The organism is Bacillus sp. FSL W8-1127 (assembly GCF_038006725.1).
GTDB lineage: Bacteria > Bacillota > Bacilli > Bacillales > DSM-4216 > Bacillus_O > Bacillus_O smithii.
Genome location: NZ_JBBOVU010000001.1, coordinates 342,923 through 363,853, shown reverse-complemented (window position 1 = coordinate 363,853; position 20,931 = coordinate 342,923). Strand labels below are relative to the sequence as shown.

Annotated in this window: 23 protein-coding genes, 1 tRNA gene and 2 pseudogenes; 4 read left to right on the top strand and 22 right to left on the bottom strand. The window is 33.3% G+C overall.

Annotated features, from left to right (window positions below):
• The first annotated feature begins 49 nt into the window (after window positions 1–49).
• Window positions 50–553 carry a hypothetical protein gene (locus NST12_RS01800; RefSeq protein ID WP_341028034.1) on the top strand — a complete coding sequence of 168 codons (504 nt, stop codon included), beginning with the start codon at window positions 50–52 and terminating at the stop codon, window positions 551–553.
• A 490-nt stretch (window positions 554–1,043) separates the two neighbouring features.
• Here the strand turns inward: NST12_RS01800 and NST12_RS17045 are convergent.
• Window positions 1,044–1,471, bottom strand: a pseudogene (locus tag NST12_RS17045) (phage terminase large subunit); the annotation flags it as partial.
• A gap of 63 nt (window positions 1,472–1,534) precedes the next feature.
• On the opposite strand from NST12_RS17045, the pseudogene NST12_RS01790 reads away from it, so the two are divergent.
• Window positions 1,535–1,762 (top strand): annotated as a pseudogene (locus NST12_RS01790) (tyrosine-type recombinase/integrase); the annotation flags it as partial.
• A 314-nt stretch (window positions 1,763–2,076) separates the two neighbouring features.
• On the opposite strand, the gene NST12_RS01785 reads toward NST12_RS01790, so the two are convergent.
• The 20 genes from NST12_RS01785 to NST12_RS01690 form a co-directional block, all read right to left on the bottom strand.
• Window positions 2,077–2,658, bottom strand: coding sequence for a hypothetical protein (locus NST12_RS01785; protein WP_341100107.1), 582 nt, complete (start codon window positions 2,656–2,658; stop codon window positions 2,077–2,079).
• A gap of 15 nt (window positions 2,659–2,673) precedes the next feature.
• A complete protein-coding gene (locus NST12_RS01780) occupies window positions 2,674–3,012 on the bottom strand; it encodes a hypothetical protein (protein ID WP_341100106.1) in 339 nt (112 codons plus the stop codon).
• Between the two features lie 789 nt (window positions 3,013–3,801).
• The gene (locus NST12_RS01775) at window positions 3,802–5,190 is read right to left on the bottom strand and encodes a phage portal protein (RefSeq protein WP_341100105.1); all 1,389 of its coding nucleotides are present in this window, start codon (window positions 5,188–5,190) and stop codon (window positions 3,802–3,804) included.
• Window positions 5,191–5,244: 54 nt separating this feature from the next.
• Window positions 5,245–6,855, bottom strand: a complete 1,611-nt coding sequence (locus NST12_RS01770) for a DNA packaging protein (protein ID WP_341100104.1) — start codon at window positions 6,853–6,855, stop codon at window positions 5,245–5,247.
• A 44-nt stretch (window positions 6,856–6,899) separates the two neighbouring features.
• A complete protein-coding gene (locus NST12_RS01765; protein WP_341100103.1) occupies window positions 6,900–7,307 on the bottom strand; it encodes a hypothetical protein in 408 nt (135 codons plus the stop codon).
• Window positions 7,308–7,368: 61 nt separating this feature from the next.
• Window positions 7,369–8,463, bottom strand: coding sequence for a hypothetical protein (locus NST12_RS01760; RefSeq protein ID WP_341100102.1), 1,095 nt, complete (start codon window positions 8,461–8,463; stop codon window positions 7,369–7,371).
• A gap of 239 nt (window positions 8,464–8,702) precedes the next feature.
• The gene (locus NST12_RS01755; protein WP_341100101.1) at window positions 8,703–8,891 is read right to left on the bottom strand and encodes a hypothetical protein; all 189 of its coding nucleotides are present in this window, start codon (window positions 8,889–8,891) and stop codon (window positions 8,703–8,705) included.
• Window positions 8,892–8,906: 15 nt separating this feature from the next.
• Window positions 8,907–9,722: a hypothetical protein gene (locus tag NST12_RS01750; protein ID WP_341100100.1), complete on the bottom strand. Its 816-nt coding sequence runs from the start codon at window positions 9,720–9,722 to the stop codon at window positions 8,907–8,909.
• A gap of 215 nt (window positions 9,723–9,937) precedes the next feature.
• Window positions 9,938–10,117, bottom strand: coding sequence for a helix-turn-helix domain-containing protein (locus NST12_RS01745; RefSeq protein ID WP_341100099.1), 180 nt, complete (start codon window positions 10,115–10,117; stop codon window positions 9,938–9,940).
• A gap of 264 nt (window positions 10,118–10,381) precedes the next feature.
• Entirely contained in the window at window positions 10,382–11,251 is an 870-nt protein-coding gene (locus NST12_RS01740) for a DUF5309 domain-containing protein (RefSeq protein WP_341100098.1), read from the bottom strand.
• Window positions 11,252–11,274: 23 nt separating this feature from the next.
• Entirely contained in the window at window positions 11,275–11,709 is a 435-nt protein-coding gene (locus tag NST12_RS01735; protein ID WP_341100097.1) for a hypothetical protein, read from the bottom strand.
• Window positions 11,710–11,720: 11 nt separating this feature from the next.
• Entirely contained in the window at window positions 11,721–12,002 is a 282-nt protein-coding gene (locus NST12_RS01730; RefSeq protein WP_341100096.1) for a hypothetical protein, read from the bottom strand.
• Complete coding sequence (locus tag NST12_RS01725) at window positions 12,003–13,253, bottom strand: GLUG motif-containing protein (RefSeq protein ID WP_341100094.1); 1,251 nt, start codon at window positions 13,251–13,253, stop codon at window positions 12,003–12,005.
• Window positions 13,254–13,268: 15 nt separating this feature from the next.
• On the bottom strand, window positions 13,269–13,619 hold the full coding sequence (locus tag NST12_RS01720) for a hypothetical protein (RefSeq protein WP_341100093.1): 351 nt from the start codon (window positions 13,617–13,619) through the stop codon (window positions 13,269–13,271).
• 1,090 nt (window positions 13,620–14,709) lie between these two features.
• Window positions 14,710–14,964: a hypothetical protein gene (locus tag NST12_RS01715; RefSeq protein ID WP_341100092.1), complete on the bottom strand. Its 255-nt coding sequence runs from the start codon at window positions 14,962–14,964 to the stop codon at window positions 14,710–14,712.
• A gap of 844 nt (window positions 14,965–15,808) precedes the next feature.
• On the bottom strand, window positions 15,809–16,027 hold the full coding sequence (locus NST12_RS01710; protein WP_341100091.1) for a hypothetical protein: 219 nt from the start codon (window positions 16,025–16,027) through the stop codon (window positions 15,809–15,811).
• A gap of 66 nt (window positions 16,028–16,093) precedes the next feature.
• Window positions 16,094–16,225, bottom strand: a complete 132-nt coding sequence (locus NST12_RS01705; RefSeq protein WP_341100090.1) for a hypothetical protein — start codon at window positions 16,223–16,225, stop codon at window positions 16,094–16,096.
• Window positions 16,225–16,401: a hypothetical protein gene (locus tag NST12_RS01700; RefSeq protein WP_341100089.1), complete on the bottom strand. Its 177-nt coding sequence runs from the start codon at window positions 16,399–16,401 to the stop codon at window positions 16,225–16,227. The genes NST12_RS01705 and NST12_RS01700 overlap by 1 nt, the downstream gene beginning before the upstream one ends.
• Before the next feature lie 14 nt (window positions 16,402–16,415).
• Window positions 16,416–17,330: a tyrosine-type recombinase/integrase gene (locus tag NST12_RS01695; protein ID WP_341100088.1), complete on the bottom strand. Its 915-nt coding sequence runs from the start codon at window positions 17,328–17,330 to the stop codon at window positions 16,416–16,418.
• A gap of 121 nt (window positions 17,331–17,451) precedes the next feature.
• Window positions 17,452–17,524, bottom strand: a tRNA-Thr gene (locus NST12_RS01690).
• Window positions 17,525–17,849: 325 nt separating this feature from the next.
• Between NST12_RS01690 and NST12_RS01685 the strand changes: the two genes are divergently transcribed.
• Window positions 17,850–18,458, top strand: a complete 609-nt coding sequence (locus NST12_RS01685) for a transglutaminase-like domain-containing protein (protein ID WP_048622508.1) — start codon at window positions 17,850–17,852, stop codon at window positions 18,456–18,458.
• Between the two features lie 121 nt (window positions 18,459–18,579).
• On the opposite strand, the gene NST12_RS01680 is transcribed toward NST12_RS01685, so the two are convergent.
• Complete coding sequence (locus tag NST12_RS01680; protein ID WP_341027884.1) at window positions 18,580–19,569, bottom strand: NADPH:quinone oxidoreductase family protein; 990 nt, start codon at window positions 19,567–19,569, stop codon at window positions 18,580–18,582.
• A gap of 402 nt (window positions 19,570–19,971) precedes the next feature.
• Between NST12_RS01680 and NST12_RS01675 the strand changes: the two genes are divergently transcribed.
• The gene (locus NST12_RS01675; protein WP_340396950.1) at window positions 19,972–20,874 is read left to right on the top strand and encodes an aldo/keto reductase; all 903 of its coding nucleotides are present in this window, start codon (window positions 19,972–19,974) and stop codon (window positions 20,872–20,874) included.
• Window positions 20,875–20,931: the final 57 nt, after the last annotated feature.

Sequence of the window (20,931 nt, the reverse complement as noted above, 5' to 3'; positions counted from 1 at the left end):
GTAAAATGTTACCATATAAAAAAGAAAGGAAAAGGAGAATTTTGAAAAAATGACAAAAAATAGCCGGGAACAATATACTGTATCGGATCATGTTTTTGCTATAACTACTGTAACCTTAATGTGCTTAGTAATTATCTCAATACCATTTCTATGTTTCTATTTTGTATTGTATTGTATCTCTTTAACCCCAGATGTAGATATAAATGCATCGGGTACTTTTTCTTCTTTGAAGATTATTTTTAAGTTTTTTGCTACTACAATTGTTATTACAGGTATTGTAGATGTTATTTTTTCTCAGCTAATTAAAACAAAAAGTGGAGTTATTAATACTCTGTCCGAAGTAGCCCTAATGTTTTTAGTTTTTTATTTATTTGTCATGATATATTGTCGTGTAAATGATGATATCATCATAAAACATAATGGTAACTTGTACGTTGCTTTATTCTTACTAGTTTTGTATTTAACGTTGCATTTAATTTACATAGCATCTAAAAAGCTGTATACAATTATGATTAATCGTATACAAAATAAACACAACAATAAAAATGTTTAATTAAAAATTCCCTTAGTCTAAAAGACAAATGTAATAATCGGGACAATATAATACCATTTTTATTATGTATTATAGAGAGGGCACTAACACTCTATTAAAGACAGTGTGTTAGTGCTTAACTGTCTTGCTCGCTTTTTCGCATTAATATTGTCTAATTTACGCTTCTTTCACATATACAACCCATCCGAATTCCTTTTTAATTTTGACTACCATCTGATCGGCATCTTCTTTTTCAGTAGGTTCCAGTCATCAATCGTAAACCATTTTTGTCGACCTCATAAACCGCAATTTTTTCTTTAGCTTTCAACTTTAATGCCGTATTGTGAAGATTAGTTTTATTTTTAAATGTACAAGTCATCAGACGGAATTTACCCAAAACTACACTTGGATTTGTGGTTAATTTACTGTTGCTTAGATTTGTCTTGGCCGGCTTTGTATTGCTTTGTAGTTTCGACAGCAATGTGATTGCTGACGTTTGGTAACCACTCTAAATAGCAATGTCAATCAACAACAGATCATCATCGCTCGGCATTTCATCAATCCAGTAGAAAAGATTCATATTGTAAACCATGTCGCCAAGCACGATGACCTCGCCTTTGTACATCCATCGCCAATAGTCGTAGTCGTTTTCTTTGTACTTCTCAATTTTTCGAATCCATAACATAGCCTTTAGCAATCTTCGCTGATTTAATTTTCATCGGGTCATCCACACAGTAGAAATAAAAAGCTGTGTTTGTTCTTTTGTGTCTAATGATTAGAGGAGATTTACCAAAATAGAATTCATTCTCCAATTTCACATGTAGATAGCCCATTTAATTTGCTCATAAACTGATGTTGAAAGGTATTTTCCAACTTTCCGCAAGACAACCACATTGCCAAATCAGTCAGCAATTTCAAAGAAATGACCGATGATTTCAAAATCCCTCCCCGGCTGGAGAAAAAGAAAAATTAGGCGATTTTTGGGAAGGCGGTGAATATGATTTTGTATTTTCCAAATTAAATGGACAACCTTACACTCCTATGGCTGCTACAAGATGGTGGAAAAGATTTATTAAAAGAACCGGGTTTCGATTTATTCGATTCCATGATTTACGCCACACATCCGCTACTTTATTAATTAATCGTGGTGTACATGCCAAAATAATTAGTAGTCGTTTAGGTCATGCTGATATTAGGACAACAATGCAGAAAAATTTGAAGCCATTTTAAGAGGAAAAAAAGAGTAAAAATATGATTTCGTCACCAATTGGTCACCAACTTTATTTTAGAAAAGAGAAACGCGGTCTCTCAGTTAATGAGAAACCGCGTTATATCAACATTTTTCTTATGCTGGTGACAGGACTCGAACCTGCGACCCCTTCATTACGAGGGTCGATCTCACCAAACCTTATTATATCAACGATTGCAAGAAGATTTCCTACAATCAAAGTCACTTCACAATCATATTTTATGAAAATTATTATAAAGCACATGCCTAAAAATGTAAAGTGACTATGTAAATTTTTCGATATTTTTTAAATTTATTATTCCACTGCCCTCTCACACTTTGCTATAAGCAAACCAACTTTTGTTTTATCGAACCCGATAACCTTATACGTCTCTCCTGAAATCGTAAAAGTATCATTTAATTTAATTTTTCTTGTTGTGTCGTTATCTTGTAACGTTAAATCAACATTTCCATTGGGCAGATTTATTTGTCCTCCGTTTATGCTCGCAGTTTGGTTGGCGATAATACATTCCTCATTTTTGTATATTGGTGTCGTTTCATACTCTGGTCTACCTAAATCATCATATCCTACAATTGTTTTTTGATCTCCTACATGTATCTGAATCACAAAATTTGTTCGTCTCATTAAGCCCCTGTATTTTCCGTATCGTGTACCATTAATTTCTGAAATGATTAGATATGTATTGCCTTGATAATTGATTTTGTCGCCCCTTTTGATTGACTGCAATGTTTTAATCTTTTTGTCATCATAATTTTGATTGATTGGAGTATCAGAAATGACCGCTCTTGATATTACACCGTTAATTTCAACATTAGTGCCTAAGTTATCAAGTAAATAATTAAAATCGTCTGAATTACTATCAAATAAATTGATCAATTATATTCCCCCTTTTTAGTCAGCAAAAAGCATAAAAAAGTCGCTGTCGTTTTGTTCATCCGATTTCATTTGACGGATTTTCCTTTCTAGGCTATCAATCCGATTCATAATGTTAGTATGGAAATCGGATACGGTCATGTCATCTTCCTTGTAATTTTTCATTGTGCTAGGACTGTTTGCTATGGATTCGAGAATCCCAAGTGCCGCTCGATATATATTTTTCTTATTTGTTGCAGAAGAAGGCACATATTCGTCAAAAGGTTGTAAGTCGTTTTCTTGAAGGTAAATAGTCAATTCTTCTTGATCTAAATTAATATTTTGTATCTCCATTTGTAATCGTTGCATGTTATTCATACTATCAATTCCTTTCATAATAGTTTTAAACGCTCCCCAACGAAGGGGAACGTTAAAAAATCATTTAATTAAAATAAAAACTACTGAATACTCATCAATTTTTGTAATTTTTCCTTGTGCGTGTAAATGGGCTTGCTAGGGAAATTTTTTCCAAATTAGGGGTATCGGGTATCCCTTTATACCCCTTCCAATGTCCATTTTTTATACCATTCAAGTTGCCCATATAATATTCATTATATAGGCAACTGTTGATTTTTTGCATATTAATGAATATATTATACATTTTTGATGCTTTACCGACTTCCGATAATATAAAATTATGTAAACTACAATTCAAGAAGAAACATTGATAAATCAATGTTTTTCTGTAAAGTATTTTTACTTGTCAGATAAAAATCGCACACCTACATAGGTATGTTTTTTATACATTATTGCCTATAAACGTTGATATATCAAGGTTTTTGATTGCATAAAAGTTATAAACTATATGATTGTCTCTAATCACTCTTTTTATACGATTTTTGACGCTGAAATGACTAAAAATGTATAAAGAAATGCCTTGTTTTCCATTAAAAATCAACGTTTTTTTTGATTCATTCGCTCATAAAATTGTAAAATAATGGTAATTATATTAGTTTTTTATCCAATTTTTGGAAAATTAACTTTGGAAATGTCCAGTTTCGGGAAATAAAATTATTTCCCATATATTAACAGCGGTGCGAAACTGGACATAACCCCATTTTTCCATTTACAAGATATTTCAACATTTCCATAAAAATATTCAACTAATTAATTATTTTTTGAGTTATCCACATTATCCACAGTATCCACAATTCGGTTGCTATTAACATTTCCGTTATTATTTACAAAATTATTTCCCGAATTATTTCCCAAACTATTCTCTTTTAGTCGTTTTATTTCCGTATTCACATCATTAACGTATGGATTCTTTGCTAATATTGTTTCCAAACTAATTGCGCCCATATTATTAAGCATTTGCAAGTTCTCGATAACCTCTTTGTCATTTGATGGCATATTGTAATGGAATACAAAATCTAATGTTTCGTATTCTTCATCACTAAAAACTATTCCTTGTAATTCTAACAATTGTCTGATCTTATTAAAACGTTGCTCTATGCCTTCACGCATAAATTGTTCATTTATTCCTGCCTTAACATTTGCCAATGAGAATAACAAACGAATAGATACTTCACTAAGGTTTGATATGTCTGTCTTATTCATTGACACTGCTGGCACTTGAGCAATGTCTAACAACGATTGAACCAGCGTTTTAAAAACGGTCTCGAATGATTTATGATCTAATTGATTACTAATATATTTTGCGTCTGCCGTGTCATCTAAATGAATACCTTTGCCAATCACGTCACTTGGAAACGGTTCTCCATGAAGTGACTGCCCTTGAATAATAAATATTGGATCGATAAATTTGTATGTGGCATCCATATATTTTGATAAAATATCTTCAAGCCCATCCAAAATACTAATCCAATCATCCAAATCTGATTTCCCTTCAACCTCACTTAATTCATTCACATTGTGGTAAATGATAGGTAGTCCACTTAATGACACCTTTTTATCAATTAGTTTTAGATTTCCGCCTTCATCACTGTATTGTTCCACTGTGTCACCATTGAACACATTATAATAACTAATCCCATCACTTATGTATGCTTCTACAAAGGCAATTAAATTGTTTTCATGGTCATATATAGGACAACCTTCTGATGGGTCAATTATCTTTGATTTAATAATCCCATTATCTAAATAAACGTATTCTGCCACTTGTCCATACTTTAAAACTTTGTCAAATACCTTTTGGTTTATCCTGTCATATTTCCCTTTTCTATTAACCGTTTGATACTCTTTAACAACCTTCTCATTTCCAGTAAGAGTGATAGGATTGCCCAAAAGATAGTTTTGTTGGAAATTAAGCAAAGTTTTAGCATATTGTAAAACAATCTTTCTAGGATTAAATTCCTTTCCGTTATACTTATAGGATTCTCTTTGTAAAATCTTATGCTTTCCATTTAAGTATTCTTTTTTATTTATAACGTCTAAAATTCTTTGTTGATTCGTCACTGATTCAACCTCTTGAACAAACCAATCAGATTGATTATCATATTTATCTCTTATATATTGTTTCAGTTTACTATTCAATTTAATATTCCCCCTTTTTAAATAAAAAAATGACTTAACATAATAAATCATCCTTTAAATATCAACGTAATATTTACTTTGTTTCATCGCTTGACATGCCATAGCATTGGCAATTACTAAGTCATCATGTAAATTAGCGCCCTTTTTATTACCCATTTTTCCGTTGCTATCTTCTTGATAAATTTTCATTTCTTCTAATGTTTGCACGCAATTAATATTAATAAGCCCCAACTCAAAATTTTCCTTTAGATCATTGATTATAATAGGCTTTGTTGTATTTGTAGTCATGAAGCCTAACTGTAATTTACGTTTCCCCTTTTGATCGAATACTTTCTGTTTAAGTAAATTCATATAGCCATATTCTTTCCGCAATCTTTCCAGCAAAGGCAAACCATATGAATTCCTCTCAACACATAAGAAAGCATAATTAAAAAACCTGCCTACTTCGTTTACGATTTCCGCAAATTTATAGACAGGAACATCATTTGCATAAAAAGAAGCCATTTGCTGACCGTCTGCGTCGTATATAGCAATTGTTGAATTATCTGTTTGATTACCTGCTCCCGAAGCCACGTCCACACCTCCATAGCACCTAACACCTTTCTTAGGCATATGGAAGATAAATAGATTCTTGTTTATGTATGGTTTCAAAACGTCTGGTAACTCATCATATATTTCATTCGTTGATAGTGGCGGAATGACATTTTGTAGACGTTCAATGATCTTATTCGTATCAAAAATACTTTGTGACGTTCCAGCAAAAGCATGATCGGGAATCGTTGGTAGTTCCCGATTAAATTTTTGCTCTGAACCTCTCATTATTTCCCAACGTCTGTACATGAGTTGTTTATATGTAGCACCGTATTTATCGTGTAATTCTCTTTCTGTTTTGTCTAAATCGTCATAAGTCAATCTTCTGCCGCCATTATTTGCTTTATACCACGCTTCGGCTTCTTGAAAAGAGTGCTTATATAAAAGATTGTAACCATCTGCAAGCCAATTAAAAAATATAGGTTTCCATACACTATCCTTTTGTCTATATGCTTTAAGGAATAATTCTGCAAAATAATCATAACCTAGCCCAGTTGATTCGATTATAATTTTAGAATCCTCATTTTTGGCTAATGCAAATGTAGCAGTAGTCAATAATTCTTCTTTTATCTCATCATTTGGCCATTTCGACATCTCCGAAAATTCCACCATTTGCCAAGTCACACCTGAAATGTTATCTGTACCGTTCGCTGTGCCTATGCTTATCATTGAGCCATTACTTAGTTTGAATTCCTCCCGATTATCCAATAAAACAGTAGGGAATAGTTCTGGGTATTTATCATGAGGAAGATTTTTATAATAGAATTTTAATTTATTAAACAATGCCTTACTAACTTTATTATGATGAGTTATTATCAAATAGTTTGTATTTGGTTTACGTATTGCCTGCCAAAGCATATAACAAAGGACGACACTTGAGATCCCGATTTGGCGTCCTTTTAAACAAATTGTCATTTTGCCCAAATTATTAATAAATTCTTCTTGTTCTTTATGCAGAACGAATGAAACCGTATCGCCATTATTGTCAACGATTTTCACAAAATTCTTGCAGAATAACCTAAAATCCCCCATTACTTTTTTTAATGCTCTACTTTGTTTAGTTTTAACCTTCATCATTTCACCTCCAAAAGAAAAAAGAGTGTCAATATAGACACCCATTAATCAAGAATCAATTCATCCTCTTCTTCCTGTTCTTCTTGCTCATCCTCAACCATTTCAAATGTTTTAGCCGCCATTTTGGCATTCTGTTGCACTTCTTTTTGTAACTGTAAAAACAATTTGATCGCTTTTTCATCACCTTTTTTGCTTTTATCCACAACGATTGAGTAAATTTCCTTAAAGTCATCAGCCACTTTTGTTTCCAAATAAAGCATGACCAAATTTTTAAACTCTTGAGTTTTCTCCCATCGCTCAAAGGAATTGATTGTCTTGTTGCCTACATAACGTAAAAAATCCTCTTTAGTTTTAGGTGGAATTGATTTGTCCCACCGCAAATCTGGAAATTTATATTTAAAATACTCTCTTTTCTTCCAGTTAATTTGCTTTAAGGCTTCGTATATATTCATTGTTTACCATCTCCTAATTAATTTTGTTAAATAAAAAAGATTGTCCTAAATGCGGACAATCTTAAAATATTTCTTCAATATTAATAAGTTGTTCTTTTGTTTTCTTTTGAGTATTATCCATTTCTAAACTTTCATTCAATAAGTCAACATATTCATCAGATGGATTTGTTGACTTATTTATTCCTTTTTCTTCCTCATACAGTTGTCTACCCTCTTCAAATTCAATATGAAATTGAGGATTATTTTTTAAATAATTTATGCGTCTTTCAGCAACTTTGATGAATTCTTTTTCCAATCCACTCGGCTCTCTATCCTTTACATTATCCTTAACTTTGAAATAGGTTGTATAATGTTCAGCAGAAGGAAAGACATCTCCATCTTCATCCTCATACGTCTTAAAGAAATACATGGCTTCTTTTATTTCCTCTGTATAATCATCAGGATGAAAACCATTTTTGATTTTATTGGCTCTTTTTTCGTTTGCTTGAACTATTTCAACCTTTTTGGTTTGGAAACTCTTTTCTTCGTTACTAAAAGGAATCGTCTTATATGTGTTTTTATCTTGCTTTTTCTGATCACGATTATTCAATTTTTCTTCTTTGTAATCTCCGATATTTTTATAAATGATTTGCTTTTTGACTGCTTCTTTGATTTTTTCTTTTGCTGTTCTTTCGGTACATCCTAAAATTTTTGCCCATCTTTTATAATCACAGGTAAAGCCACCGAGTTTATCAAACCGTTTGACTGTGAAGTAAATATAATGTTCCATCATAGTTGAAAATGAATTAAATTTAACAAAATCAACATTCTCAAAGCCTTTTACTCCCTTGCCAACGGAATCATCTTTTAAATCGTTCATAAAAGAAATGATTAACAGTGATTTATTATCAATCATCGTTTCATTCTCAAAGTGAATGACTTCTTTTTCTTTAAGTGATAATAAATGTTGTCTAATACGTTGCTTTGATTCTTTTTCTCTACTAAAAAAATTAATCGGTGAAAATTGATGGATAACGTCTACATTTGTGATTGTTACTTGTTGTTTATTTTTTATTGTGCTTAAGAGACCATACAAATACAATTCCTCAATCGACAAATGATACCTTGAATTTTCCTCTGCAAACACGTTATAATATTGGATAGATGGATTCTTCATAATAATGACTCCTTTTCAATTATTTTTTTAAGTTACTTACTACTACCACTTACTCGTTTAATCTTGTAGTAAGTAATCTTGTAAACATAAGTCTAAATGTAATACTAGGCAATATCCTGCCCATTTTGGCAGGATTTTTCTTTTTACTAAGAAATATTATGCCAATTTGGGCAGGATTTTTCAATAATACCATGCCAAAATGGGCATGATTTTTCCAAAAATATATTTTCTAAGAAATTTCATGCCTTTTTGGGCATGTTTTTTCTTTCTTTGAATTCCTTGATGGATTCTTGTAATTTATCAGTTATTGTAAATAACCAAAACTCTCGATTATCTTTAATGCTTAAGGCGTGGGTTATAAATGTAAAGCCCTTATTCGATAAATGATTTTTTAATTTACGATCATATACGAAAAAATAACCTTTCATTTTTGGGACTCCTTTTCATTTTGGTTGGTATGTATATTTAAATTTCTTTCTACCAGTTAAAGCAAAACTTATTATATTTCCTAATTGTTCTTTTGAATGAATATTGTATGTATCGCCTATATCTTCCTTAAATTGATTTCTCAAAGTAAATTGTTTTGTCGGCAATTCTATTGGAAAATCAAAAAACCCCTGCAATTTTGCAAGGGGCAATTTTGTTTCAAGATAACCTTCACTATTCAAATTTATTTTAGATTTCAATTTGTATTTGCCTTGAATTTCCTCAAATTCAAATTTATATGTATTATTCAGCAAATCAATTAATTCCTCAAATTCTAATAACTTTAAATATGCAGTATGTACATCTTTAAATCTGTCATCATAATGACCCAAATAACTACTATCAACTGCAAGAAGTATCATTTTTCCTTCATCTGTTTTTGGTAAAGGTAAGCCATAATAACTCCACATAGTTAATGTTGTAGACATAGCATATTTTTTGAAATAATTCCCTTTATTAATATTCAATAAAGCATTGATATTTGCAGTTTGTGGATTCACATAATCATTTTCATTAATTCTCACAACATGATTGCACCATGACTTACCAAAGTGCAAGGCTAAATCAATTCCTATCGCTTTTCGTTTATCTGTTCTATCAGCAACATACAACTTGTTAAAATTGTAAAAATAATTAATGTCATTGCCTTTGATATACTTTTCTATAGCACAACCTAAAAGAGAGTCTAAATCATCTGTTAAAACAATCGTATTTTGTGCTTGTGTATAATCACTACACCAAGCAGGAAAAAGTTTTTTTAGTTTATCTTTCATGTAACAGTGAAAGAACAGAAAATTCTCCCACTCCTAAACTCCCAAAACAAAACGACAAAATAATAAAATATAAACATCAATAACCTCTTATTATTAAAAACGATAATAAGAAACTCCTTTTACTCCAATTAGATTTTTTTGAAGTAAAAGGAGTGGTCATGACGAATCTTTTGTCACCTTCACTTTTTCACCTCCGCTTTTTTTATTTTTTCTACTTATTTGTTATCTATATATTCTCTATACAATTCCACTTTTTCTTTCTTCATTCCTGATTTCCCACTTTCGTATTTAGAAAGCAACGCAATTGAACATCCAACATATTCGGCTAATTCCTTAAGTTTGATCTCCTTTTTCCTGCGTTTTAAATGATACTCATCACACAATTTGATATTCATTTTTATATTCACCTCCAACAAAGAATTAAAAATTTGAATTTTTTTGATTTAAAAAAAGAGAGGACAGATAATCTGCCCTCAAACTACTTCCATTTTATATGCCGAAATGCAGTTTTTTTAATGCTGCGTTAGTTACAACAGCGAATCGAAAACTGCAAACCTCTTCGCCTGTTGCTTGCAAATTTTTTAGTATTGTGGAAGATAGAAAAGATAGCAAAATCGAAATTTGCGAAAACCTCATTTGCTATCGTAGTTATGTATTGATTATTCAGAAACTGTTAAAACTGCAACTGCTTTTGGAGAAGCGACTTTAAGAGTGGCTTCTGCTACAACTTGCCCTTTTACACTGTCTCCAGTTTTTGCCAGTGGTTCAAATACAGGTTCACGCAAATAAGCCAAGTTTAAATAGGAATCATTAAAGAAAATGGCCTTATCTGCTGGAACATGTTTGGACAATGCAATATTGACCGTTCCATAGTTCGTGTTGATCGAATCAACAACTAAACCAAAATTTGTTGTCAAGTGATTATAATTGTATCTATCTTTATAGATACTATCAATTTGCTCTTTAATATCAGCATTTACCAAGCAATAATAACTACCTTCAGCCAAGTCTTGTTCCCACAATTTACGCATTGCTTGTTTGATTGTATCTTCCGTAACTGCACCAGTAACAGAAACAGCATTTGATGGTTCTGCAAACTCAATTAATCCAGACATTCTGCGAATAAATGGAGATGTAGAACCATCATTTTTAAGTGAGTTTATCAATGCTTTTTCCATATTAATTTTTAATTCGAGTAGCCTATCTGCCACTTCCTCCGCAAATTGAGTAGATTTCATGGCTAATGCAGTGCCACTAATACTAGCACCCTTTTTAAAAATTTGAAGCACGTTGTTTAATTCACGTCTTGCAGATTCCTGGAATACTGTCGTTTCGTCTCCCTCTACAGCCGAAATGTCATCTGTTTTATCGAGCGTCTTTTCCCGCCATGTGTAAACAGTGGACGTTGCTTTTTCTGTACCTTTAGACAATAACAAAGAAGTTAAAGGTGTTGCTTGGACTCCAATCAAAGCAATTTCTTGAGACAAAGAAACTTGTTCCGCATTTGTAAAATTTGACGATTTAAACATAATTTATCAATCTCCTTTAATTATTAGTATTTAAAAAGATTAGCCAGTTTAGTGCTAATCATTCCTTTAGTATCCTTCTTTTGAGCATACATATCGTATTCAGTTTGTTGTTTATGATCACTTGGCACATAGCCCATTGATACTTTAATGTCATTTACAATTTTATTTAGTAATTTAATTACATCTTTTAATTCTTTTTTATCGTTTACTTTTACAATATCCGCAAACGCTTCTAAACCTTCTTCTTTTAAAGTAAGTTTTACTTCCTTATCAAAAAGTTCCTTTTCTTTTGCTTTAATTGCTTTTTCTTCATCTGTTAATTCTTTAGGAAGTTTTGATTTTACTTCCTCTAGTTCAGCGACTACTTTGTCATAATCTTCTTTTAAAACTGTTTCCATATGTTGTTCTTGCTGTTGCTCATGTTGTCCTTGTTGCTCTTGAATTTGTTTTTTCTCCATTTTCTTACCTCCTATTTATTAAATTGAATTTTCACCTTTCCTCTTGAAAGGATAGGTTTTTCGTTGTATAACCCTCGAAACTCGAAAATGATTTCGGGTTTGTCATCGGGTAAAACATAATCATAAAAATAGACACCGATATTTTCTTTATCGCTGTCTGTAAGAGTAATTTGTTCAATTTGTTGTTTATTGGAATCATAAATAGTTAATTTCACGTCTGTTGGCTCAACTGATTGCCCATCAAACGTTTTAAAATGACATTTTAATCTAATCGTATCCCCTGCAAGTGCCATTTAGTTAATCACCTCCACTGTGGAAGGATTTTTGATTGCGTATAAATTAGAAAGATTATCTTCAAATTGTATAATTGAAGGATTTTCAATAATGGATACATAAGCATTTACAGATTTATTTCTTATCGGAGCAATTACGTTTACATTAGATTTAATATTATCAACATAAGACAATAAATGTTTAAACGTCTTTGTTTTACGTTCTACAATCAAAGCAATAGGACTAATATATGTATTTACATTGGAAACAGCCCGTCTGACCGTTCTGTTTGACTTCTGAACGCTTGTTTTAATGGGAAGGGTAAATGTCGTACTTATTCTTTTCGTGGCTATATGACGCTCTGAAAGCGTCTGAATAGAATTTAAAAACGATTGTGTTTGTTTGATTGCTTTATTTGTTTTACTAATTTTTGAATAAAAAGGATTAATGTAAGATTGTACTGTAAATAAAACCTGTTGTGGCGGTCTTGCAGGTGTTCCAAACACTTGCAAATAAGGATAATCACCATTTATGCCCCATACATTAATAAAATCCCATCCAATATACGTTAATTGCTGTTTCATTTGTGCAGTTGTTTTTCCTATGCCACCTGTCGATTGTGTTACTCCACTTTTTTCTATGTCCCAGTAGCACGAAGAAATTGAGACACTTGAGCCTACAACAGTTATAAATCCTGCATATTCTGTATTTCCTGCGGTTGCTTTACCCAAAGAATAACAATTTTGAATCATTGGGGAATCTACAGTGCTAGACACAAAACCCGCTGATCTATAAACTCTTGCATGTGTTCTGACGTCTGTCCAACAGTTTCTTACAGTTGTTGTTCCTCTCACAACCCCTGCTAAACCAGCGGCATAATAATCAGTCGTAATTGTACCTTTAACATAAACATTTTCTATTAATCCTCCATTTGACCATGCAATCCCCACAACACCGCCTGCACGATAACCTGTTGCATTAATATTTACATTCTCGAAACCAATATTTCTAATAAAAAAAGTTTTACTTGAATTTGTACTACTAATAAAGCCGCTATCTCCTGGGCCATTTGTGATGGTTAAATTAATAATCTTATGCCCTTTACCATCTATATTTCCTTCAAAGTTAGCAATAGGTGTCCAATTACCCCAACTAGATAAATCAATGTCATTTGCCAATTCATAATATGCTGAAAGATTATTTCTAATTGAGTTCAAATCGGCTGGTGTTTTAATGATAAATGGATTCTCTTGAGTTCCCGCACCTAACATTAATAATCACCGCCTTTAAACTTGCGGCACTTGGATTTCGTAAATAACTGTCAATTCATCCATATCACTTTCAATCGTAAATGGCGTGAATGATTCAATTGAATAAGGTTGGCCACCCGTAGCAACATTATAAATTGCTGATTTTGCAAATGTTTTAGGTTTAGTAATATCACTGTCAGAACCTTTAATTATCGCTTGTAATTTTAAAGTTTGATCTCCTGCATTATGAACCCACGTTACCCGACTATCAGCAGGACTTAAACGAATAATTGGATTTCCGTTGTCATCTTGTAACTCAATGTATTTCCAATTTGCTTGAATATAATCTCTTAAATTTTGATACGCTTGAGAAGTAATTTCAGCCATCCTAGAACCCCCTTATTAAAATTGTCAATACGTTTATATAATAAAAATTAAAATATTTAACAAAATTTTAAGCAAAAAAATAAAGCCCCAAGAAGAAGGGGCTAAACAAAAAGAAAAAATTGAAACTGCTTCTAAGAAAAAAGACGATATAAAAATAGGAGGTAAATAAAAATGAAAATCACAAAAGATTCGCGCATTGTCGTTTTGCGAAGGAAAATCCTTCATTCAATGCTCACAACAAAGTGAGCAATCAATGAAAAACTCTCCTCACTAATAAGTACATTTTTCAAAAAATGTACCATTCTCCATAAAATTTTATTGATTTCCCTATACTTTTTTTGTCCAAAAATGATAAATTTTTTAATTTTTACCCACCTACTCTTACCCTCTCACTAATAAGTACATTTTTTATTAAAGAAGGGCAAATTCAAATTTCACACTTATTTTTTGTTGATTTTTCAGTGTCGTCATTTTAGTGACAACCTATATTTTTTGCATTTTACCCACTTCAATAAATCCCTCTCACAAATAGGGACATTTTTTATTAAAAGGGTACAAACTCAAATATAGTAGTTGATTTTTCAATGTTTTGTTAACTGATTTATTGATAAAAATTTTAACTTTACCCACCAAATATCCCCTCACTAATAGAGACATTTTCCATTAAATATATCATTTTTAAAATCTTCCTCACTAATAGTGACATTTATCAATAAGTATCGTGTTTTCAAATTTTCACGTTGATTTTACTACCTTTTTGTCTGTTCAACATTCATCATTTACGTTAAATTACCCACGTTAAAAAACTCCCCACACTAATAAGGACATTTTTTATTAAAGTCAACTTTTTTTGGTTAAACTCCCCTCACTAATAGGGACATTTTTTATTAATTATAACCTTTTTTGGTTAAACTCCTTCTCAATAATAAGGACATTTTTTATAAAAGTTATGTAAATTGATATAATCCCATTGATTTTCCAATAATTTTTCTGATCAAATATTGATTAATTTTTGTATTTTACCCACTTCGTTCCTGTATTAAAATTCCTCCTCACTAATAGTGACATTTCTTAATAAATACATCCTTTTTTATTTCTCGCATTTATTTTTCGTTGATTTTTCAACGTTTTTGATTTTGTAAATATCGAGGAATACCATAAATTTTTTGCAATTTACCCACCTCAAGTATTTTTCTCCGCTACCAAAACCACTTTTTGTTGCTACGATATCACGAGTCTCACCCAAATCATTCCGTTCCGGAAAATTTTCCGTATCGGTGCTTGCGTTTTGTTTAAGTGTCGCTTTTTTTCTCTCTTCTGCTTTAACTCTCTCAATTCTCTCCAACCGTCTTGCCCATTCTAGTTTTACCTCAATTTTTTGCTTTATAACATAAGTTTTTTGACATAACCTTTTAATAAACAGAATACCTTTACGTTAGATATTAACCTTAATTTTTTATGTTATAACGTTAAAAATTAAAACAAAATTGTAAATCCTAATGTTTTATGCTTGACTTTTTGTTTTGAGTCGTGGCTTTTAGATTGAGAACGTGGACAACGGCTCGGACATAAGTTGCCTACCTTGTTGCAAGATAAAAAATTATCTTGCAACAGGATAGACGACATGATAATCTAAATACTTTTAGCGTATCGAACTGTGGTATCCGTTTCGTATCATCCCTATTTGTCGCAAGGATTTCTCCAAAACATGCCTACTCTGTCAGGTAGCCCTAAGAGTTTCACCAATCCTTCAATCTTACCGCTTTGGCGTTTTCAATTGATTAATCCCTTACCTTTTTATCTTAAGGACTCGGAAAAGGAATGGTTACTTGTGGCATGTCCTACTGCAACCGTAATTGCACTACCCATCCTCCGATCAGCGTTTAAATTGGTGGCTTTCACCATTCGGACACAGCATTAATAGGGAAATGCTTGGTGTGTCCTATCCTGAATTATTTGCAGTGGCTCAGTCAGACCTGACCAGTTTATTTTATAGTTGCGTTATTGGGCAACCGCAACTGAAACACCCTACCAAAAAAGACAATAGGAAACTAAGCCCTTGATTTTACAATTTTTTTCAAATATAATAAGGGCAGAATAGGATGTTTCTTATTCAGTTTTTACTTCGTTAATATCTGAATCAGGGGCTTAGAGGTGTTCGCAGCACCTCTAAGCCTTTTTTTGTTGTTTTAACCTTTATTGCTTATTCTTAAATCTTCCTCAAATTCCAGCCATTCAAATTGTGGCTCAAAGGCTTCGATTGTGTGTACACTACCATCTGCCAAAGTTACATTTAACTTAATATCTAAAATTGAATCAGGATCGAATTTATTTTTGATTTCTTCTTCATTAAAATTAGTGGGAAAAAATAAGGTAAAATTTCCTTTGCCATGAGCAAACTGTCTCATTTCGTTTTTTCCTCCTTAATTTGCAGAATTTAATGCTTCAAATGTTTGTTGGGCTTCCGCTAGCACTTACTCCTGAAACGTTGTATTTTTACCTTCTTGTTGTGCTTGTTGAATGTCTTTTCTTATTTGTTGAATGTGTGAAAATAAAGCAATTTTAATTGTGATGAGTTCGTCTTCTGTAAGTTTTACGGTTTTCATTAGGCCACCATCTTTCTGATGACTACTTGTTTACCTGCAAATTTATTATCTAGGTAAATTTGTTGACCAGTTAAATCTTTAATGACGAACGAATTGTTAAGCGCAATCAATTCGCCAATTTCTAATTCTAAAAACCACTGCCCATTTAAGAAAATAAGTGTTCCGAATGCTTCCAAATATTGATAACCTCCTAAACATCTAAATTGTTTAATGGATTGTATTTATCATTTTGTTCCTTTAAATCATTGCCCCACATTGCAACATATTTCATCGTTACACTTATATCCTGGTGTCTCATCAGTTTTTGGATAGCAAATGCTGACATTCCAGACATGGCAAGTTTTTGACAGAATGTATGTCTAAAAGTGTGACAACTCAAGCGAACATTCTTAAAATTCATAATTTTTGACAATCTTTTAAAGATTGATTGGACTGCATTCTTTGTCATTTGTTTCCCTTTTATATTGGTAAAAACATATTCAATTTGCTTATCTTTAAAATAACCTTTAACAAAGACTTGGTAAGCCAATAATTCTTTAACCAACTTTTCTGTAATGGGAATCATTTCACGTTTTCGATTCTTCCCAAAAACAGTAAGGGTGTAGTTTTCAAAATCTAAATCCGACCATTTTAAATTGACTACTTCTTGCAATCTAAGACCTGTCCCCAATAAGGTAACGATTAACGTGTAATCACGATAAGCGAATAAACTTTTTTCTCGTTGTTTTATTCGTCTGTAATAAGAAAGCATTTGTTTAATTTGCTGATCTGTAAATACATCAATTTTGACATCCGTTTTTGCTTTTTTAACCTTTTTGGCTGGGTTCTCTTTAATAACATCACATTCAACCATGTAATTTAAAAAAGCCCTAATACGTGCCAATTTGGAATTAATACTTGTGGCGTTATTTCCTTTCTTTTGGCAAGTGACAAGAAAGTTTTTGACTAAGTTAGGAGTTATATCTTCCACATTCACAACTTCATGCTCATGACAAAACTCTTGAAAATCTCTTAAATAATAACGATAGGTGGTCAAAGTGTTTTCTGTTACATTGTTGAACTTTCTATCATCAAAAAAATCCTCAATAGCAAACTTTATGAGCACAAAAAAAGTCACCTCACATTTGACTGCGAAGTGACTTCTGTTTGTCGGAAAAATTCTGCTTCCGACCACTACATATTTGATTGTTTAGAAATCGTTCAAACCGTTGATATTACTGGGTTTATGCTGGTGACAGGACTCGAACCTGCGACCCCTTCATTACGAGTGAAGTGCACTACCAGCTGTGCTACACCAGCATGATATTGAAATTTCCGCTTTTCGCAACGGCCAATATATAATTTACCTCTATTTACTCCAAAATTCAAGTAGAAATTGCAGATTTCCATGATTTTTTTGTTTTGGCACGCATTCACTGCTGATAGGCTTTATCTCTTTTGCTATCGAAGCGGCGTTTTCTCCCTCTAATCCGTGAAAAAGACCTCGTATATCCACCTGCGATTCCCGGACACGAAAAACTCAACGTGGTGCTAGTTACCCTTCCTAAATTAATTTCATCATTGTATTTTTGATCGAATGTTCTAATAATTATGTAAAATTAAATTTGATAAGGGGGAACTAAAAATGGAGTTAATTCCCGAGTCAGCTAATTTAGTGGACTATCTAGTAGAATTAGATGTTGTCAATTTTTCTCACCCTCTCATTCAGAAAAAAAGGAACGAACTGTTTTATGAAGGGCAGTCAGAAATTGAAAAAACTAAAATAGCATTTGAATTTGTAAGAGATGAGATTTCGCACTCGTGGGATATACAAAGCACAAGAGTTACGTGTAAAGCGTCTGAGGTGCTTAGATATAAAGAAGGAATTTGTTACGCCAAAGCGAATTTATTAGCAGCTTTATTAAGATCGCAACGAATACCAACAGGTTTTTGTTATCAACGGCTTATGATATTTGATACTCCTGACAAGGGTTATTCCCTTCATGCATTGAATGGTGTTTTTCTTCGTTCATTCAATCGGTGGATTCGTCTAGATGCTCGTGGAAACAAACCAGGAGTGCAAGCAGAATTTTCTATCGATCAAGAAATCTTAGCATTTCCAATCCAAGAAAAGTATGACGAAAAAGATTTCCCCATCATCTATACGAAACCTATCCAAAAAACCATTGCCGTTTTAGAAAAACACACCAATGCGTTAAACATGTATCAACATTATTTGCCTGAAAACTTATAAAATCTCCAATGCTTATTCATTCATAAGAAAAAGGCAAGCAAACATATTATGCATGATAATATGTGCCTACCTTTTTTTGAAAGATTTTTAGATTTTAGGTCTTAAAAAATTTTTCCAACGATTATAACTTTACAATCGTTCTTCCGCGCATTTCGCCTCTTAAGATTTTAGCCAATACATCCGGCAATTCATCGAGCGTAACTTCATGGCTGATCGAATCCAGTAGATGATCCGGTTTCCACTCATCAGCCAACTTCTCCCAGAGATGCAATCTAGTCTCCATTGGGCAGAAGACCGAATCAATGCCAAGCAAGTTTACCCCACGCAAAATGAATGGAAATACGGTAGATTGAAAGTTGGTTCCACCCGTCATTCCGCTTAAAGCAACAGAACCTCCGTATCGAATCGACGCTAATATGTACGGCAAATATTGTCCTCCGACCGGATCGACAGCGGCAGCCCACTGTTGCTTCAACAAGGCGCGTTTTTCAGGCATGACAAATTCTTCTGGAGAAACAAAATCGCTTGCACCCAACTGCTTTAAGTAGTCATGCTCCGCTTTTTTGCGAGTACTTGCCGTTACTTCATAACCAAGTCGGCTCAGTATGGAAATGGCATGGCTTCCAACTCCTCCAGTCGCTCCAGCCACCAATACCCGTCCTTGGCTTGGAGAAAGATGATTTTTCTCTAGTCGATGGACGGAAAGAGCAGCCGTAAAACCAGCCGTGCCTATTGCCATCGCTTCCTTCATGGAAAGACCTTTCGGCAACGGAACAACCCAATCAGCGGGAACACGAGCCACTTCGCTGTATCCGCCAAAATGGGCCACACCTAAGTCATAACCCGTAATTAACACTTCGTCTCCTTCTTTGAAACGATCATTTTTGGATTCAATAACTTTCCCCGCCAGATCGATCCCCGGAACCATAGGATATTTTCTAACCACTGTGCTGTTGTTTATCGATGCCAACCCATCCTTATAGTTCACGCTGGAATAATAAACTTTTATCGTAACATCGCCTTCTGGAAGATCCTCTTTTGTCAGCTCTTTTATCTTTAGTGAAAAAGCCTCCTCCTGTTTGTCCGCCACTAAGGCACGAAATTTCTCCATGTCGAATCCCCCTTTATTCTAAATTTCCATATCAGAATATAATTCTCCTTTTGCGTTGCTAATTCCTTCTTTTTCGCGATATTTCATTTCGAAAAAGCACTGCTTTTGACGATGCCGTTCATGATCCATCCCTTCTATGTCCTAAGACAAGAAGATCATCTATTCATTTAAATACACAAATTCACCGCCAATGTTAAACTAACCACTCCATAATGAATGATAAAGCAAAAGAAAATCACGTGGTTTGTCATGATTTCAAAACTTAGCTATAGCTCAATTATGAATTCCCATTAGCAAAAAAGAAGCATAGTTCACGAATGGTTTGGTAATGACAGGAAATGTTGGAAAGGTTAAGATAAATCTGTATTATCGTTTATCTTATTCACAGAAGGAGAATGATGAATGGAAAGAGTAAAATTAGCCAGTGATTTATCATTTTCTCGAATCATCCACGGTTATTGGCGGTTGGCGGATTGGAAAAAATCAAAAGAAGAAACTCTTTCAATCATTGAATATTGTCTTGAACTAGGCATTACGACCTTTGACCACGCTGATATTTACGGTAGCTACACATGTGAAGCGCTATTCGGAGAAGCATTGGCCCTTAAGCCAAGTTTGCGAGAAAAGATGGAAATTGTCACAAAATGCGGCATTGTCCTTCCCTCGCCAAATCGGCCGAAACATTTATCACATCATTATAACACCAGCAAAAAACATATCATTCGTTCCGTCGATCAGTCATTAAAAAATTTTCAAACTGACTACATTGATGTACTGTTGATCCACCGCCCCGACCCGTATATGGATCCCGAACAAACTGCCGAAGCCTTTGCCGAATTAAAAAAAGCCGGAAAAGTTCGCTATTTTGGAGTATCCAATTTCAAAGACCACCAATTTGAAATGCTTGAGTCTTATTTAGAAGAAAAATTGATTACCAATCAATTAGAGCTTTCCGCTTATCATTTAGAAAATTTCGAGGACGGTACTTTGAATTTTTGCTTAAAAAAACGGATACCACCTATGGCTTGGTCGCCTTTAGGCGGTGGCGCCATTTTCTCGTCCCAAGAAAAAAAGGCAGTGCGAATGAGAAAAACATTAGCGAAAATTGCCCGGGAAATTCAAGCGGAGAGCATAGACGAAGTTTTGTATGCCTGGCTTTTGAACCACCCGGCCAAGATTATGCCAATCGTGGGGTCCGGAAAAAAAGAACGCATCCAAAAAGCGGTCCGATCTTTAGAGCATACATTAACACACGACCAATGGTTCGAAATACTTCACAGCTCCATGGGACATGAGGTGCCTTAATCCCTTTCCGACCATATAACAACTTTCTAAAATCTTAAACCCAGCCTATGTCCGGCA